This window comes from Cryobacterium sp. N19 (assembly GCF_002929595.1).
Classification (GTDB): domain Bacteria; phylum Actinomycetota; class Actinomycetes; order Actinomycetales; family Microbacteriaceae; genus Cryobacterium; species Cryobacterium flavum.
The window spans coordinates 379424-395435 of sequence record NZ_PJJR01000053.1; the positions used below are offsets into that span (position 1 = coordinate 379424).

Here is a 16012-nt window from a genome sequence, read left to right on the forward strand (position 1 = left end):
AGTGCGGGCAGACCAGTCCGCCTTCGCACTCCTTCCATCCAAGCACAGGCCTTTCCCGTGGCGAATTCAGGAAAACGAACCGGCAAAGACCAGAATCGCCGGTACCAGCGCCGCGCCGCGCCGGCCGAGCCTCCGGATTTCCTGAATTCGCCACCGAGATTCGTCGTGAGAACTCCGGCGGCCCAGGCGGGCTGGGCGGTCAACGCTTGCGACGGGCGAGGAAGGCATCCATTCGGGTGAATTTGGCCTCCGATTCGAACAGAATGGCCTGGGCCGTGTTATCGACGAGCGGATGCGCCGCGCGGGGAGCGTGGAACACCTCTTTGGCCAGCCGGGTCGCGAGGGGATCCTGCGCCGCAATACGGTCGGCCAGCGCGTGCGCGGCGGCCAGCAGGTCGTCGGGGTCGTGAACCTCGGTGACCAGGTGCACAGCAAGGCACTCCGCGGCGCCGAGGATGCGCCCGGCCAGGATGATCTCCTTGGCCACCGGCTCCCCGACCAGCTCGGCCAGGCGCCACAGTGCGCCGGCGGCCGGCAGGATGCCGAGTGCCGTCTCGGGGTTGCCGAGCCTGGCGCTCGTCGACGCGATCCGAAAGTCGGCCGCGTAGGCTAGTTCGGCGCCGCCGCCGAGCGCCCAGCCGTCGATTGCCGCGATGACCGGCATCGGCAGCTTCGCGATGCGGGAGAACAGCCCGGAGTTGATGCCGAGCAGCGCGTCATCGCGACGCCGTTCGCGCAGCTGGGCGATGTCGGCGCCCGAGGCGAAGACACCGTTCGCGCCACTGATGATCAGGATGCGAGGCTGCTGCTCGAGCTCGGCGCAGACCGCGTGCAGCTCGTCGATCATGGTCTGGTCGATGGCGTTGCGCACGTCGGGTCGGTTGAGTTCGACGTGCAGCCGGTCGGCGCGGCGTTCAATCGTGAGGGTGGTCGGGGTACTCGTCATAGTGGGACGTCTCCATTGATGTCGGGGCGGGAATCGGGACTGGATTCGAGGTCGGGCGTGCCGGCCGGGAACACGCGTTTGTAGCTGCGACCGTCGGGCAGGGTCACGGTGCGACTGACCAGGGTTCCGCGGCGCACCTGCAGATAGATGGCCTGGGCGCTCACTCCGCGCGCGGCTGCCACCTCAGCGACGGACAGGCCGGGAAGTTCGGTGGGTACGCTGCTGGGCCGCACTGATCGTTTGCGGCCGGCTTCCAGGCGGGCACTGATCTCGTCGTCGGTACCGCCCCAGCGCCATTTGGCCGCTGGCACCTTGAGACCGGTCGCGTCGGCGATCTCGTCCCACGACGTATCTGCCGCGACAGCATCTCGCACGGCGGCGAGCGTGGCGGGGTCGTGGTCGAGCGCTGCTTGCAGCGAGCGGATGGCGCGCAACCGTTCCAGGGGCGCGGCATCCGGTTGCAGGTTGAGCAGGTGCTCGAGCGCAGTGGCTGTTGTCGGCGACAGAAACGATCCCATGCCTGGTCCTCTCTGCTGCCTGGTCGTGCAGCAGTCAGCCCCATCTTGCCAGACGAGATCAGGCCAGAACGACCACGGAGTGCGGTGCCAGCTGCAGGGCGTTGGGCAGCCGACCCTGAACGGCTTCGCCCTCGGCCGCAAAGGACAGCACGATGTCACCGCCCCCCGCCGGAACGCGCACCGGCTGGGTGCCGAGATTGAACAGGATCTGGGTGCTGCCGCGGTGCAGCCGCAGCCAGCCGGCTGCCGCATCGAATTCCACGGCGATCTGGTCGAAGCGGGGATCGGTGAAGTCCGGGCGGGTGCGGCGCACAGCGGCCAGGTCGCGGTAGAACCTGAGCAGGCGAGCATGCTGTGGTTCGGCGGCTTCGTTCCAGTCGAGCTTGGAGCGCTCGAAGGTCTGCTCGTCCTGGGGATCGGGAACCAGCGCCGGATCCCAGCCCATGCGGGCGAATTCGTTGATGCGACCACGGGCCGTGGCGGCGCCGAGCTCCGGTTCGGGATGCGAGGTGAAGAACTGCCACGGTGTCGTGGCTCCCCATTCTTCGCCCATGAACAACATCGGTGTGTACGGCCCGAGCAGGGTCAACGCGGCGGCAATGGCCAGCTGGCCGGTATCGAGCTGCTCGCTCAACCGGTCGCCGACGGCACGGTTGCCGATCTGGTCATGGTTCTGGGAGGCGACGACCAGCCGCCAGGTGGGCATGCGCTCGAGGTCGATGCGGCGGCCGTGCGTGCGCTCGCGAAAGCTCGAGTAGGTCCCGTCGTGGAAGAACCCGTGGGTGAGCACCTTGGCGAGGGCGTCGAGGGGTTCGAAATCGGCGTAGTAGCCGGTCGTTTCGCCGGTCAGGGCGACGTGCACGGCGTGGTGAAAGTCGTCGCTCCATTGTGCGTCGAGTCCGTAGCCGTTGGCCTCGCGCGGCGTCACGAGCCGGGGGTCGTTGAGGTCGGATTCGGCGATCAGGGTGCGCGGCCGGCCGGTTTTGGCGCTGAGCGCTGCGACCTCGACGGCGAGCTGCTCGAGCAGGTGGGTGGCGCTGGTATCGCGCAGGGCGTGCACCGCGTCGAGGCGCAATCCGTCGACGTGATAATCGTCCATCCACATCAACGCGTTGTCGAGAATGTACCGGCGCACCGGGTCGGAGTGCGGACCGTCGAGATTGAGGGACGAGCCCCAGGTGTTACCGGCCGCCTCACTGAGGTACGGGCCGAACTGGGGCAGGTAGTTGCCGCTCGGCCCCAGGTGGTTGTAGACGACGTCCTGGATGACGCCGATGCCGCGCTGGTGGCAGGCGTCGACGAAGTTCTGGTACCCGGCCGGGCCGCCGTAGCCCTCGTGCACGGCGTACCAGAGCACGCCGTCGTAGCCCCAGTTGCGCGTGCCGCTGAACGCGTTCACCGGCAGCAGCTCGATGAAATCGACGCCGATCGAATGCAGGTGATCGAGCCGGCTCGCGGCCGCGTCAAAGGTGCCCTCCCGTGTGAAGGTTCCCACGTGCAGCTCGTAGATGATGGCTCCGGCGAGCTGGCGACCGGTCCAGTCGGCGTCCTGCCAGACGTGGGCCGAGGCGTCGAAGGTGCGCGAGAGGGCGTGCACCCCGGCCGGCTGGTGCCGCGACCGGGGGTCGGCGAACGGTCCGCGCCCGTCCACGATGAATCCGTAGTCGATCGGTCCGGTGACCGGGGGTTGAGCGGATGCCGGCAGCTCCCACCACCCGTCGTCGCGCGCCGTGAGCTCGAGCTGGCGGAGGCCGAGTTGCACCTGCACGACGCGCGCGTCAGGAGCCCAGACGGCAAATTTCTGATCGTTCATGCGTGTCGTCCTGTGTGGGTAGAGACGGGATTTCGGTCATCGACGGCCACCAGAAGCGCCACCGGGTAGTGCGCGAGCACCTGGACGACGTCGAGGTTCGGGCCCTCGAAGCGCTCCTGCGTGACCAGATCGATATAGGCGCGCCCCGCCACAGCAATCGTCGTGTCTCCCCAACCGCCCGCCTCCTGCAGCCCGATCGGCAATCGGGTGGCCAGCGTGATCGCTCCCCCGCGATCAAACGCCACGAGATAGCTCGCGCCCGACCCGAAAACCGGAACCGGGGCGTAGCGAGTGAACAGGTCCGGCCGGTCGCGGCGCAGCCGCAGGGCCCGGGCGGTGATCAGCAGCTTGGCGGCACCTGTCTCGTCTACCTCGGGAAGCCATCCGCTGTCGATGCGGGTCAGCAACTGACGGCGCAGCGTGTAGTCGACCGTGCGACGGTTGTCGGGGTCGACGAGTGAGGTCTCCCACAGTTCACTGCCCTGGTACACGTCGGGAACGCCCGGCATGGTCAGCTGCAGCAGTTTGAGCGCGAGCGAGTTGCTCCAGCCTGCCTGCTGCATCCGCTCGACCAGCGCAGCAATCAGATCGTGGGTAGACCCCGGGCTGGTAGCGAAAGCGACGAGGTCCCCCAGTTTCGCTTCGAATTCGGCGTTCTGCTCTGTCCACGTGGTGATGGTTCCGGCCTCGCGCGCCGCCTTGAGCGCGTAGACGGCGAGGCGCTCCCGGCTAGCCGGCCAGGAGCCGACGATTGCCTGCCAGAGCAGGTTCTCAAACGGTGCGTCCCCGAGCGGATGCGCCTCCCGCAGCTGGTCCAGGGCAGCCTCCCACTCGGCGGGAATCTCGGCGAGCACCGAGATACGGGCGCGCACGTCTTCGCCACGTTTGGTGTCGTGGGTGGACAGCGTCGTCATCGACCGCGGAAAGCTGGCCTGGCGCGCGCGCTGCCGGTCGTGAAACTCGGCCACCGTCACCGCAAACTCGTCGGGGTCGGCTCCCACCTCGTTGAGCGAGGTCAGCCGACCGAACCGGTAGTAGGCCCGGTCCTCGACCCCCTTGGCCATCACCATGCCCGAAGTCTGTTGAAAACGTACGGCCGCCGGATGCCCCGGGTCTCCCAGCAGCGGCAGCAGCCGGTCGATCTCGGCCTCCAGGTGCGGGCGGTGCGTGATCGACCGCCCCGCCGCCACCTGCAGGTCGCCCTGGCCGAGGGGCAGGTAGGAGCGGTAGACCGGAAACCAGGCCAGCAGTTCGGCCACGGCGTCGGCGGTGGTGTCGGCCTCCTCGTCGTTCGGTACCAGACGGGCGATGCGCAGCACTTCCGAGCGAAGGATGCCGTCGGCCACCGCACGCTTGTTGCGAAAGACCAGATCGTTCCAAGCGACGGTGTCGCCCTGCAGCCGTGATTCCAGGGCGTCAAGGGCAGGCTGACCGGCCGGATCGACGAGCACCCGGTCCACGTCGGCGAGGGCGTCATACCCGGTCGTCCCGGCCGTCGCCCAGCTCGACGGAAGTTGTTCCGGACCCTCGAGAATCTTCTCGACCAGCACGTACGCCCCGTCGGTGGCGCGGCGCAGGGCTTCGAGGTAGCCGGCCGGGTCCGCGAGGCCGTCGGGGTGGTCCACCCGGAGGCCCTGAACCAGGCCGTCCTTGACCCAGCGCACGATCTCGCGGTGCGACTCTTCGAACACCCACGGCACGTCGACGCGAATGCCGGCCAAACTGTTCACGGCGAAGAAGCGCCGATAGTTGAGCTCCGCGTCAGCGCGGCGCCAGTTCACGAGCTCATAGTGTTGGCGGTCATGCACGTCGGCCGGGCTGGCACCGTCGTCGGCGGTTCCGGACGCCAGCGGATACCGGTTGTCGAAGTAGCGCAGTTCGCCGTCGACCAGCTCAAGCCGGTCGAGCTCGCCGCGGCCCTGATCGTCACCGCGCTGAACGTCGCCGCCCTGATCATCACCGAGCACCGGTATGCGGATTCTGCCGCTACCGAACTCCCAGTCCACATCGAAGGCCTCGGCGTACCGTGACTGTTCGCCGTTCTGCAGCAGGTCCCACCACCAAGGATTCTGCCGCGGCGTGGCCACGCCCACGTGGTTGGGCACGATGTCCACGAGCACGCCCTGCCCGACCCGATGCGCGGCAGTGGCCAGGCGACCCAAGGCATCCGCCCCGCCGCGTGCTGGGTCGACCAGGCAGTGGTCGACGACGTCGTAGCCGTGATCCGATCCGTCTTCGGCCTTCAACAGCGGCGACAGGTAGACCCAGTCGGCACCGAGATCGCGAAGGTAATCGACGATCCCTGCGGCCGCGTCAAGGTCGAAACCCGCAGTGATCTGCAGGCGGTAGGTCGACAACGGCGCGACGACGGGCACCGTCACGAAAAGATCTGCGTCAAGGGTCACCGAACGGCCCTCAGCTGTGGCCCGGCAGCGTGATCAGACCGGTGGCACCGGCCAGTGACGCGGCGACGGAGTGATCCGGTGCAACTTCGGGTTCGTGATAGGCGCGCAGGACCACGAGGGAACGACCGGCCACGGTCTGGATGGCTCCGGCCGGACGGGCGATGGAATCGGCCCCCTCACCGGCGGTGTCGACCACAATTTCCCAGGCCGGGGCATATTCGTTGGGTGGCAGCGTGAATTCGACGTCTTCGGCGTCGGCGTTGAACAACAGCAGAAAATTGTCGTCGGTGACGTCCTGACCGCGCACGTCTCGTTCACGGATTCCGTTGCCGTTGAGGAATTTGGCGACCGTGCGAGCGAGGTTTTCGTCCCAGTCTTCCGACGCCATCGGTTCACCATCGGTGCCCAGCCACACGATATCGGGCAGCGATTCGCCCGCGACGCGGTTACCGGGGCGACCGTCGAAGAAGCGACTGCGCCGAAACGTCGGGTGCTCGCGGCGGAGGCGGGAAACGGCCGCCGTGAATTCGATCAGCGGCACATCCGCTTCGTCCCAGTGCACCCAGGTCAGCTCGGAATCCTGCGCGTAGGTGTTGTTGTTACCCTGCTGGGTTCGCCCGAGCTCATCGCCGTGCAGCAGCATCGGAACCCCCTGCGACAAAAGCAGCGTCGCGATGAAGTTGCGTGCCTGCCGCGCGCGCAACCCACGAATCTCCGGATCATCGCTGAGACCTTCGACGCCGGAGTTCCAGGAGCGGTTGTGCGACTCGCCGTCTTTGTTGTCTTCGCCGTTGGCGTCATTGTGCTTCTCGTTGTACGACACGAGATCGGCGATGGTGAAGCCGTCATGCGCGGTGACGAAGTTGATCGACGCCATCGGACGGCGCCCGGAGTGCTCGTACAAGTCGGCCGATCCGGCGACGCGGGAGGCGAATTCGCCGAGAGTGGATGGCTCCCCCCGCCAGAAATCACGCACGGTATCGCGGTACTTGCCGTTCCATTCCGACCACTGGGAGGGAAAATTGCCGACCTGATAGCCGCCGGGGCCGACGTCCCACGGCTCGGCGATGAGCTTGACCTGCGAGACGATCGGGTCTTGCTGCACGAGCTCGAAGAAGGTGGAGAGCTTGTCGACCTCGTAGAGGTCGCGGGCCAGGGCGCTGGCCAGGTCGAACCGAAAGCCGTCGACGTGCATCTCGAGCACCCAGTAGCGCAGCGAGTCCATGATGAGCTGCAGCACGTGCGGGTGCCGCACGTTGAGGGTGTTGCCGGTCCCGGTGTAGTCCATGTAGTAGCGCTTGTCGTCGTCCATCAGGCGGTAATAGGCCTCGTTGTCGATGCCCTTGAACGACAGGGTCGGACCCATGTGGTTGCCCTCGGCGGTGTGGTTGTAGACCACGTCGAGAATGACCTCGATGCCGGCGGCGTGCAGGCTGCGCACCATTCCCTTGAATTCCTGCACCTGCTGGCCGAGATCACCGGTCGAGGAATACGCGTTGTGCGGCGCAAAGAATCCGATCGTGTTGTAGCCCCAATAGTTGCCCAGGCCCTGCTCCACGAGGGTGCCGTCATTGACAAACTGGTGCACCGGCATCAGTTCGATGGCAGTCACACCGAGCTTTTGCAGGTGGTCGATCACCGACGGATGCGCCAGGCCCGCGTAGGTGCCGCGCTGGGTTTCAGGCACGGACTCCTGCAGCTTGGTCAGGCCCTTCACGTGTGCCTCGTAGATGAAGGACTCGCTGTAGGGCGTGCGGAGGGATCGATCACCGGTCCAGTCGAAGAACGGGTTGACGACGACGCCGAGCATCATGTGCGAGGCGGAATCCTCGTCGTTCGCCGAATCCGGGTCGTCGAAATCGTAGGAGAACAGCGACGGGTCCCAGTCGATGGCCCCCGTGGTGGCCTTGGCGTATGGGTCGAGCAGCAGCTTGCTCGGGTTGGTCCGGTTACCGGCCGCCGGGTTGTAGTCGCCGTACACCCGATACCCGTAGCGCTGCCCCGGCTGCACCAGCGGCAGGTAGCAATGCCAGATATAAGCGGATGACTCGCGCACCTCAACTCGCGTCTCACCTCCATCTTCATCGATGAGACAGAGTTCAACGCGTTGAGCGGCTTCGCTGAACAGTGCGAAGTTGGTACCGCTCCCGTCGAACGTTGCGCCAAGGGGGTAGGCGGTTCCGGGCCAGGTTTCCATGAGACTCCTCGGGATGAAGACGGGACACGGTCAGGTGTGACAGAGGCGACAAGACAGCGCCGACGGATGACCGAATCGCGCTTGGAGAACACGCTACAGGCATCCGCCGACATATCCGGTCATCCGAGCCGCTCCGGGCAGGCTTAGCCGAGTTCTTCGCGCACGAGCGGTGCGACCCGGGTACCAAAGAGCTCGATGCTGTTCATCAATTTCTCGTGCGGGAGCGTGCCGATGCTGTACTTCAGGTCGAACCGGCTGAGCCCGAGTCCCTGCACCACCGTGGCGATCTTCGTGGCCACGGTCTCGGGTGAACCCACGAACACGGCGCCGTCGGGGCCGGCATCCTGCTCGAAACGTTCCCGAGTGGCCGGGCCCCAGCCGCGTTCCCGACCGATGCGGTTCTGCATCGCCTCGTAGTGCGGCCACATTTCGTCGCGAGCCTGAGCATCCGTCTCGGCGATATAGCCGGGCGAGTGCTCACCGATCGGCAGCGTGGGCTTCTCGAACTGCGCCAGGGCGCGCTGGTAGAGGTCGACGAGAGGCGCGAAGGCGAGCGGCGCACCGCCGATGATGGCGAGCATGAGCGGCAGACCGTAGTGCGCGGCGCGAATGACCGACTCAGGGCTGCCGCCCACACCGATCCAGGTCTTGATCGCTCCGGACTCGGTCGGCGGAAACACGGTCTGGTCGTTCAGGGCTGCCCGGGTCTGACCGGACCAGGTCACCGGCTGTTCCTTGAGCAGTTCGGTGAACAATTCGAGCTTCTCCTCGAACAATTGCTCATAGTCACCGAGATCCAGGCCGAACAGCGGAAAGGATTCGGTGAACGAACCGCGCCCGAGAATGATCTCCGCGCGTCCAGACGACACGGCGTCGAGCGTGGCGAAGCGCTGGTAGACCCGCACCGGGTCGTCGGAGCTGAGTACGGTCACGGCTGAGCCCAGTCGAATCCGGCTGGTCTGGCCGGCGATCGCGGCGAGCACCACTTCGGGTGCTGACACGGCGAAATCGGCGCGGTGGTGCTCGCCGATGCCGAAGAAATCCAGGCCGACCTGGTCGGCCAGCACGGCTTCGGCCACGACGTTGCGCAGCACCTGTGGCTGAGCCAGCGGCCGCCCATCGGCGTCGAAGGTAACGTCGCCGAAGGTATCGAGTCCCAGTTCAAGTTTGTGCGTCACGCGGGTACAGCCTCTCAGAACGAGTCTTTTCTATGCACATGCATACACCGGTGGAACCTTGGCCCGGCCGCTGTTATTCCGTTTCACCCAGACTCGCACGGTTGAAAGAGCCGTACGATCTGCCGGAGCGGCCAGAATAGATCCAGGTGCCGTGCGGCACCCGAAGAATGGAGCCAGCCATGACCGAATCCGAGCTCATCACTGCCTGGGTGAAAGCCCGCGGACACATCATCGCGTCCCAAGCCGCGCCGACCTTCCTGCTCACGGCCATCGTGGGCTTTCTCGCCCTGGGCCTCGGCACGACAGAGCTCTCCGTGCGCATCGCCGCGGCGGGCATTCTGCTGGCCTCGGGCATTTTCGGAGCTTTGGCCCAGATTGCCGCGGCCAATGAAGGCCTCGCCGTCATCACCGACCTGCGTGGCCTGGAGACGCCCAGCGCGCTCACCCGGAGCATCGTGGCCATGGCTCCCTGGGTCAATGTCGTGCGATTTGTCACGCCGGCAATTTTCGTCATCGTCTACATCGCGCTGCTGGCCGCGCTGTTTCTGACCGCTCGCTGAGCGCGCCGGCGGTCAGATCAGCCGGCCACCGGACGGTCGCGACGCGAACGCCACCAGGCCCAGACCCGCGTGACAATCTGTTTGAGTACCCCGCCGAGCCGACGCGCCGAAGCGAATTCCGTTCCGAGCACGGCGAGTCCCAAGAAGACGATCAGCCACCCCGGTCCAGGCAGGGGAATCAGAATAATGCCGATAACAACAATCACTGTGCCGAGCAGCCCGACCCCGAGGCGATAGGCGAAGAGTAGATAGGGGTGCCCGTCAACCCACGCGCGAGCTCGTCGCAGGGCCCGCCGCGCCGGATGCCGCGGGTCACTGCCACTGGCGATATCGCGGGAGAGATGCTCAGACATCTGCCCAATCTAAGCCAGATTTCTGGGAGGTGGCCGCCCGATATCGACCGCGGTGACGCGCCCTCTGAGATTCCATCCCGGCCATGCGGCTGGAAGTGGCTGTCTGGAGTTCAGTCTGTCTGGAACGGCATCGAGGTAATACCATTGGCGGTCAACCTTGAGAAAGCGGCTCACTTCTTTCTGCTGACCCGCTATGCCGTTTTCACGATAGTGCGCTGTGAATTGCACGACGCCCTCACTATCGAGTAAACCACCGCGCTCTGTACGCACGATATCGAGCCGTCGCCAAGTTATCGCCGGGTCCAGTTCGAGTGATTCCGGTCGGGTCAACGGATGCCACGTCTGAAGCAGATACTGCGCGTCATCCCGGCAGAAGGCGCTATACCGAGATCGCATGAGCCATTCGGCCGTCGGCGGCAGCGCAGCACCGCTGTGAAATCGGCCGCAACAGACGGCATAGGTGCCCTCGCTCAGGCAGGGACACCGCTGATCCGGAGTAATGGTCTGTTCGGGCTCTGCTAGGCCTGCGCCCTGGCATAGGCCTCGCGCACGGTGCCGGCAATGCGCCCACGGTCGGATACGGCAACGCCGTTGGCGGCAGCCCAGGCACGAATGGCCTGGAGCTCGGCCCGGTCCGAACCGGCCGAACTGGTGCCGCGTGACTTAGCGGGCACATAGCCAACGCGTCGGGAAACATTTGTGTATGGCTTGATCGCGGCGCGAAATTCAGCGAGGTTTTCGGCGGACAGATCGATCTCGTACGATTCCCCTTCGAAAGCATAGGAAACGGTTGCTCCGGACCCATTTTCAATAACGGTGCCGTCAAGGTCATCCAGCAGCTGAACCGTGGTCTTCTTCATTCTGAGATTCTCCAATGAGGTGTCGAATACATTCGGGATGGATACATTCGCGTGTGGCGATAACCACTAACGAATTATGGCTGCCGAACTCTTTTTCCGATACCCGCCACGCGGTATTTCTTTTGCATTCACAACTTTTACACGATGGATCACAAAAAAGTAGCCCCGACAATGTCGGGGCTACTTCATATTTGGTGGATCCGAGGGGATTCGAACCCCTGACCCCCTGCATGCCATGCAGGTGCGCTACCAGCTGCGCCACGGACCCAGATGGTTGTTTCGAATTGCTCCGAAACAACTTTGTTAGCTTACAACACAGATTGGGATCTGCGAAACCGAAGCTACTCCGCGACCTCGTCGGCAGCCTCATCGGCGGCCTCGTTTGACGTCACTTTGGCGGGAATCCCGGTCGGAATCACCGGGCAGTCCTTCCACAATCGCTCCAGGGAGTAGTACTGGCGCTCTTCTTCGTGAAAAACGTGCACGACCAGGTCACCGAAGTCAACGAGCACCCAGCGGCCGGCAGCGCGTCCCTCGCGCCGCAGCGGCTTGTGGCCGGCCTCGATCAGCTTGTCTTCAATCTCGCCGGCAATGGCTACAACGTTGCGCTCCGACCGACCAGTGACGATGAAGAAGATGTCGGCGAGGGGAAGCGGGTTCGAGACGTCGAGGGCAACGAGGTCTTCGCCTCCCTTGGAGTCGGCGGCGGCGACGGCGATGGCAAGCAGCTCGAGGGCGTGGGGTGACGTGGTCATGAATGAATCCTTGAGATTGTGCCGCGAGGCGCGAATGCGCTTGTGGCGATGATGGGGGAAACGAGCGAGCCGGAGAGGCCCGCGAGGAAGGAAGGACACGGATGCATGGCGCGGGGCACTAGAAGAGACCCAGCAGGTAGCCGGTCACGAAGAGTGCCAGAACACTCACGGCCAGTGCGGCCGTGGCGATGACCAAAACGGTGGGAAGTGAGGCACGCTGATTCTTCGGCGGGGTCAACATCCCGCGGGTAGACGCGTGCGTGCTCACGGCGCGACTCGCACTGACCGGGGCCGAGTCCCCGCCTAGCTGATCGGCGTCGAGCTGGTCCATCAGGTGGTCCATCTCGGACGAATCGAACAGATTCGGGTGGGCGCCGGTCGAGCCAAGACTGCGCGGCAGGTCGAATGACCCCGTGATCATGATCTCGCCCGTATTGGAGATGGGACTCACGCTGCTCGGCTGGTGGGGAATCGACGGCAGGATGAGCGCGTTCGTGGTGGTGGGAATGCCCCCGGCCCCGATACCACGGTTGATCAGTTCGTCGAGCGACTGGTCAGGCTGCGATACGTCGACGCGCGGAGCATCCGCATCGACCGACCAGTGTCCGATCGGCGGCATCCATCCGGTCTTGTCACTGAGGGTCGGATCCGGCGCCTCGATCGGCTCGGCCTCGATCGGCTCGGCCACGACCGGCTCGGCCATGATCGGCTCGGCGTACATCTGCTCGGATTCGACCGGGTCGACGGCGACCCGCGTGGTGGGCTCGGGCTCGATCAGCTCGGCCTCGACCAGCTCGGCCTCGACCAGTTCAGGGTCAACCGGCCCAGCATCAGTAGCTTCAGCGTCGGCGGGCTGATCGGCGGGGGTCGTGAGGTCCCCAGTATTGAGAGCCCGTTCCTCATCTTCACGTGCGTGCAGTGCGCGCAATTCCCGGCGACTCAGGGTGTGCGGTGCCGGAACCGACGGGTCGGGCTCGGCTGCACCCGGGGTTGGAACTGGATCGACGGTGTCCTGAGGCTCTTTCGGATCGGGAGCCGTGTGGTGCCGGCTCGTTCGCCGTGATGTCGAGGTCTGTGCCGATGAAGCAAACGGTGCCGGGCGAAGCGCGGCCGGGACTAGCACCGGAACGTCGAGGGTCGGGATGGCGTCGTACACCGCGGCGGCTTCGTCACCCTGTTCGCGGGCGAGTTCGCGCGCCTGACGTCGGCTGAGCGGCTGAGGGTCTCCCGACGTCATGCCACACTCCGATACAGATGATGCTTTGAGATGTACTGGACGACCCCGTCGGGGACCAGATACCAGACCGGGAATCCCCGATTGACCCGTGCCCGGCAGTCAGTGGACGAAATAGCCAGTGCCGGAACTTCCAACAAGCTTACGTCTTGGTTCGGTAATCCCGAAACGCTCAGCTCATGGCCCGGGCGACTCACAGCCACGAAATGTGCCAGCTGCCACAGTTCACGCACGTCTTTCCAGCCGAGAATCTGGGTGATCGCATCCGCTCCGGTAATGAAGAACAATTCGGCATCCGGACGTTCTTCGTGCAGATCACGCAGCGTATCAATGGTGTAAGTCGGGCCGACCCGGTCAATATCCACCCGACTCACTGTGAACCGCGGATTGGACGCGGTCGCAATCACCGTCATCAGGTAGCGATGTTCGCCGCGGGTGACGCCGCTTTTCTGCCACGGCTGCCCGGTGGGCACGAAGATCACCTCGTCGAGGTCGAAGCTCTGTGCCACCTCGCTGGCGGCGACGAGGTGCCCATGGTGAATGGGGTCGAACGTTCCGCCCATCACGCCGATGCGAAGGCGACGAACTGTCACGTTAAGATCAGGCTTCTAGTGGCCACCGGTGCCGGTGGTACCACCGTGTCCGCCATGCGCGGCTGCGTAGGCGTCAGCCTTGCCGCTGTGGCGGTTGGACACATCACGAAAGCTCCACAGCACGACGCCGAGGGCCAGGAACAACACGGCGGCCACCATCGGGTAGATGATGAGCGGCAACGGCAAGGCGATGTGCTCGACCTCGGTTAGCACGGCACTCACAAAAGACATCGGTTCTCCATTCACGCGCCGCGCAGTCGGGCGCGGCCCCAGTTGGCCGCGACGGGTCGCGCGCCTGACGGCTCACGCCGTCGACTCATCCTAGCTTGACCGGCGCACTTGACCGGCACCCGCGTGTGAACCTACGCGCGTACCTGGCCGGTGCCGCGCACGATCCACTTTGTGCTGGTCAGCTCTGGCAAACCCATCGGCCCACGAGCGTGCAGCTTCTGGGTGGAGATACCCACCTCGGCACCGAAGCCGAATTCTCCGCCGTCGGTGAAGCGAGTGGAGGCGTTGACCATGACCGAGGCCGAATCGACCTCGTTCAGAAAGCGCTCAGCGTTCTGCAGATCGTTGGTGATGATCGACTCGGTGTGCCCGGTTGAATAGCGACGAATGTGGTCCATGGCCTCATCGAGGGAGTCGACAATCGCCACCGAAATGTCGAGGCTCATGTATTCGGTGCCCCAGTCATCGTCGGTCGCCGGGACAGCGGCCGGATAGAGCGCGCGGGTGCGGGCATCCGCATGGATGGTGACACCGGACGCCGTGAGCTTGTCCAACACATCGGGAAGCAAGCGTTCAGCTGCGCTGCGGTGTACGAGCAGGGTTTCCAGGGCATTGCAGACGCTCGGACGGTGCGTCTTGGAGTTGTGCACGATATCGATCGCCCACTGCTTGGTAGCCGTCTCATCGAGGAAGACGTGCACGACGCCGGCACCGGTCTCGATGACCGGCACCTGGGACTCACGAACCACGGTCTGGATCAGGTTGGCGCTGCCACGGGGAATGAGCACGTCGACGTAGCCGCGAGCCTTCATGAGCTCGGTCGCGCCGGCCCGGCCAAAGGGGTCGATGGTCTGCACCGAATCAGGGTTGAGTCCGGCGTCGGTGATCGCCGCCTGCACCAGGTCGATGAGTATTCGGTTGCTGTTCTCGGCAGCGGAACCACCGCGGAGCACGACGGCGTTGCCACTCTTCAAGGCGAGGGCGGCCAGATCGACGGTGACGTTCGGGCGAGCTTCGTAGATGACTCCGATGACGCCGAAGGGAACACGCACCTGGCTGATTTTGATGCCGTTGGGCAGGCTGCTGCCGCGCACGACCTGGCCGACCGGGTCGGTCAGCAGCGCGATCTGGTCGACGGAGTCGGCGAGGGCCATAATGCGCGGCGGGTCGAGCTTGAGCCGGTCGAGCAGTCCGGCACTGAGGCCGTTGGTGGCGCCGGCAGCGAGGTCGACCTGGTTGGCCGTCACGATCTGCGCGGCGTGGTCGCGCAGCGATTGCGCAATCAATTTCAGCGCTTTATTCTTTAGCTCTGTCGGCGCTGAAGCGAGCGGCAGGGAGGCGGCGCGAGCGGCCTCGAGGGTGGGCGTGAGCTGGGCTACATCGTTCAGAGACTGCAACATGAACCTAGTTTACGGGAGGCGAACCATGAGACTATTCTCGGCTCTCAGGAAATACGCAGTGCTGACGGTGCTGGCGACGGTTCGAACCAGGTTCCCACCGGATCCCCGCGCAGCGCCTCGGCCACCAACCCGGTCGCCGTGACCAGCACGGCGGTTCCGGCCTGGGCCGCGATGCGCGCCGCCGTCACCTTGGTGCTCGCTCCCCCGGTGCCGACCCCGTTGACGGCAGTCGCGCCGAATTCCATCCCCACCAACGGGTCACCGGATGCCACGTGGCTGATGCGCTCAGCACCGGGCAGGTCCGGCGGGCACGTGTAGAGGGAATCCACATCGCTGAGGAGCACGAGCAGGTCGGCACCGATCAGGGTGGCGACGAGGGCGGCCAGTCGGTCGTTGTCGCCGAATCGAATCTCGTGGGTGGCTACGGTGTCATTCTCGTTGACGATCGGAAGAATACGCAGCGCCATCAGGCGCTCCATGGCGCGCTGGGCGTTGCCGCGGTGGGTGGCGTTGTCGAGGTCACTCGCCGTCAGCAGCACCTGACCGGCCACGATGTCGTAGCGGTCGAGGCTGTCCTGGTACCGAAAGATCAACAGATTCTGACCAACGGATGCCGCCGCCTGCTGGGTCGCCAGGTCGGTCGGCCGTTCCTGCAGCTGGAGGTACGGCATGCCGATGGCAATGGCACCGGACGAGACCAGAACCACCTCGGTGCCCCGGGCATGCGCTTCAGCCAGGGCATCGACCAAGGGCGCGATCTGCCCGGAGTTTTCGCCACTGATCGACGAGGAGCCCACCTTGACCACGATACGCGCGGCGGATCGAACAACCTGCTGCGAGTGCGCCCTCATCGGGTGATATTTCGGTTGGCTACATTAACGCTGAAGCCATTCACGCTGACCCCAATAAGGACGTGCAACCCCACATGAATCTGGCCCTCCGGCAAGAATAATGGACGCGCCGTGCGAC

At 65.0% G+C, this 16012-nt stretch carries 16 protein-coding genes and 1 tRNA gene; 1 reads left to right on the forward strand and 16 read right to left on the reverse strand.

Features of this window, described 5'->3' with window-relative positions; all coding sequences use genetic code 11:
* Positions 1-199: 199 nt before the first annotated feature.
* From CXY78_RS17590 to CXY78_RS17615, 6 genes are all read right to left on the reverse strand, one after another.
* Positions 200-946: an enoyl-CoA hydratase/isomerase family protein gene (locus CXY78_RS17590; protein ID WP_092339982.1), complete on the reverse strand. Its 747-nt coding sequence runs from the start codon at positions 944-946 to the stop codon at positions 200-202.
* The gene (locus CXY78_RS17595; RefSeq protein WP_092339981.1) at positions 943-1464 is read right to left on the reverse strand and encodes a hypothetical protein; all 522 of its coding nucleotides are present in this window, start codon (positions 1462-1464) and stop codon (positions 943-945) included. Before CXY78_RS17595 ends, CXY78_RS17590 begins: the two co-directional genes overlap by 4 nt.
* A 58-nt stretch (positions 1465-1522) precedes the next feature.
* A complete protein-coding gene (gene treZ, locus CXY78_RS17600; protein ID WP_104090448.1) occupies positions 1523-3277 on the reverse strand; it encodes a malto-oligosyltrehalose trehalohydrolase in 1755 nt (584 codons plus the stop codon).
* Positions 3274-5682, reverse strand: a complete 2409-nt coding sequence (gene treY, locus CXY78_RS17605; RefSeq protein WP_233206230.1) for a malto-oligosyltrehalose synthase — start codon at positions 5680-5682, stop codon at positions 3274-3276. Before treY ends, treZ begins: the two co-directional genes overlap by 4 nt.
* Before the next feature lie 10 nt (positions 5683-5692).
* Positions 5693-7879, reverse strand: a complete 2187-nt coding sequence (gene glgX / locus CXY78_RS17610) for a glycogen debranching protein GlgX (protein WP_092339979.1) — start codon at positions 7877-7879, stop codon at positions 5693-5695.
* Positions 7880-8022: 143 nt separating this feature from the next.
* A complete protein-coding gene (locus CXY78_RS17615; protein WP_104090450.1) occupies positions 8023-9057 on the reverse strand; it encodes an LLM class flavin-dependent oxidoreductase in 1035 nt (344 codons plus the stop codon).
* A 179-nt stretch (positions 9058-9236) separates the two neighbouring features.
* On the opposite strand from CXY78_RS17615, the gene CXY78_RS17620 reads away from it, so the two are divergent.
* Complete coding sequence (locus CXY78_RS17620; RefSeq protein ID WP_104090451.1) at positions 9237-9617, forward strand: hypothetical protein; 381 nt, start codon at positions 9237-9239, stop codon at positions 9615-9617.
* Between the two features lie 17 nt (positions 9618-9634).
* Here CXY78_RS17620 and CXY78_RS17625 read toward each other — a convergent pair whose 3' ends face one another.
* From CXY78_RS17625 to proB, 10 genes are all read right to left on the reverse strand, one after another.
* Positions 9635-9970, reverse strand: coding sequence for a TIGR02611 family protein (locus CXY78_RS17625; protein WP_092339976.1), 336 nt, complete (start codon positions 9968-9970; stop codon positions 9635-9637).
* Positions 9971-9979: 9 nt separating this feature from the next.
* Entirely contained in the window at positions 9980-10576 is a 597-nt protein-coding gene (locus tag CXY78_RS22205) for a YchJ family protein (RefSeq protein ID WP_369827347.1), read from the reverse strand.
* Complete coding sequence (locus CXY78_RS17635; RefSeq protein ID WP_092339975.1) at positions 10489-10830, reverse strand: Lsr2 family protein; 342 nt, start codon at positions 10828-10830, stop codon at positions 10489-10491. Before CXY78_RS17635 ends, CXY78_RS22205 begins: the two co-directional genes overlap by 88 nt.
* A 192-nt stretch (positions 10831-11022) precedes the next feature.
* Positions 11023-11098: transfer RNA gene (locus tag CXY78_RS17640), tRNA-Ala, on the reverse strand.
* Positions 11099-11171: 73 nt separating this feature from the next.
* Positions 11172-11585 carry a ribosome silencing factor gene (rsfS, locus tag CXY78_RS17645; RefSeq protein ID WP_092339974.1) on the reverse strand — a complete coding sequence of 138 codons (414 nt, stop codon included), beginning with the start codon at positions 11583-11585 and terminating at the stop codon, positions 11172-11174.
* Positions 11586-11703: 118 nt separating this feature from the next.
* On the reverse strand, positions 11704-12822 hold the full coding sequence (locus CXY78_RS17650; RefSeq protein ID WP_092339973.1) for a hypothetical protein: 1119 nt from the start codon (positions 12820-12822) through the stop codon (positions 11704-11706).
* Positions 12819-13412, reverse strand: coding sequence for a nicotinate-nucleotide adenylyltransferase (gene nadD / locus CXY78_RS17655; protein ID WP_255409998.1), 594 nt, complete (start codon positions 13410-13412; stop codon positions 12819-12821). The genes CXY78_RS17650 and nadD overlap by 4 nt, the downstream gene beginning before the upstream one ends.
* Before the next feature lie 15 nt (positions 13413-13427).
* On the reverse strand, positions 13428-13643 hold the full coding sequence (locus CXY78_RS17660; protein ID WP_092339972.1) for a hypothetical protein: 216 nt from the start codon (positions 13641-13643) through the stop codon (positions 13428-13430).
* 131 nt (positions 13644-13774) lie between these two features.
* Entirely contained in the window at positions 13775-15043 is a 1269-nt protein-coding gene (locus tag CXY78_RS17665) for a glutamate-5-semialdehyde dehydrogenase (protein WP_092339971.1), read from the reverse strand.
* Positions 15044-15087: 44 nt separating this feature from the next.
* On the reverse strand, positions 15088-15894 hold the full coding sequence (gene proB, locus CXY78_RS17670) for a glutamate 5-kinase (RefSeq protein ID WP_092339970.1): 807 nt from the start codon (positions 15892-15894) through the stop codon (positions 15088-15090).
* Positions 15895-16012: the final 118 nt, after the last annotated feature.

What these genes read in the sequence shown, in the direction of transcription:
- CXY78_RS17590 (WP_092339982.1), bottom strand. Translation starts at nt 946, where the DNA reads ATGACGAGTACCCCGACCACCCTCACGATTGAACGCCGCGCCGACCGG.
- CXY78_RS17595 (WP_092339981.1), bottom strand. Translation starts at nt 1,464, where the DNA reads ATGGGATCGTTTCTGTCGCCGACAACAGCCACTGCGCTCGAGCACCTG.
- treZ (WP_104090448.1), bottom strand. Translation starts at nt 3,277, where the DNA reads ATGAACGATCAGAAATTTGCCGTCTGGGCTCCTGACGCGCGCGTCGTG.
- glgX (WP_092339979.1), bottom strand. Translation starts at nt 7,879, where the DNA reads ATGGAAACCTGGCCCGGAACCGCCTACCCCCTTGGCGCAACGTTCGAC.
- CXY78_RS17620 (WP_104090451.1), top strand. Translation starts at nt 9,237, where the DNA reads ATGACCGAATCCGAGCTCATCACTGCCTGGGTGAAAGCCCGCGGACAC.
- CXY78_RS17625 (WP_092339976.1), bottom strand. Translation starts at nt 9,970, where the DNA reads ATGTCTGAGCATCTCTCCCGCGATATCGCCAGTGGCAGTGACCCGCGG.
- CXY78_RS17635 (WP_092339975.1), bottom strand. Translation starts at nt 10,830, where the DNA reads ATGAAGAAGACCACGGTTCAGCTGCTGGATGACCTTGACGGCACCGTT.
- rsfS (WP_092339974.1), bottom strand. Translation starts at nt 11,585, where the DNA reads ATGACCACGTCACCCCACGCCCTCGAGCTGCTTGCCATCGCCGTCGCC.
- CXY78_RS17650 (WP_092339973.1), bottom strand. Translation starts at nt 12,822, where the DNA reads ATGACGTCGGGAGACCCTCAGCCGCTCAGCCGACGTCAGGCGCGCGAA.
- CXY78_RS17660 (WP_092339972.1), bottom strand. Translation starts at nt 13,643, where the DNA reads ATGTCTTTTGTGAGTGCCGTGCTAACCGAGGTCGAGCACATCGCCTTG.
- CXY78_RS17665 (WP_092339971.1), bottom strand. Translation starts at nt 15,043, where the DNA reads ATGTTGCAGTCTCTGAACGATGTAGCCCAGCTCACGCCCACCCTCGAG.
- proB (WP_092339970.1), bottom strand. Translation starts at nt 15,894, where the DNA reads ATGAGGGCGCACTCGCAGCAGGTTGTTCGATCCGCCGCGCGTATCGTG.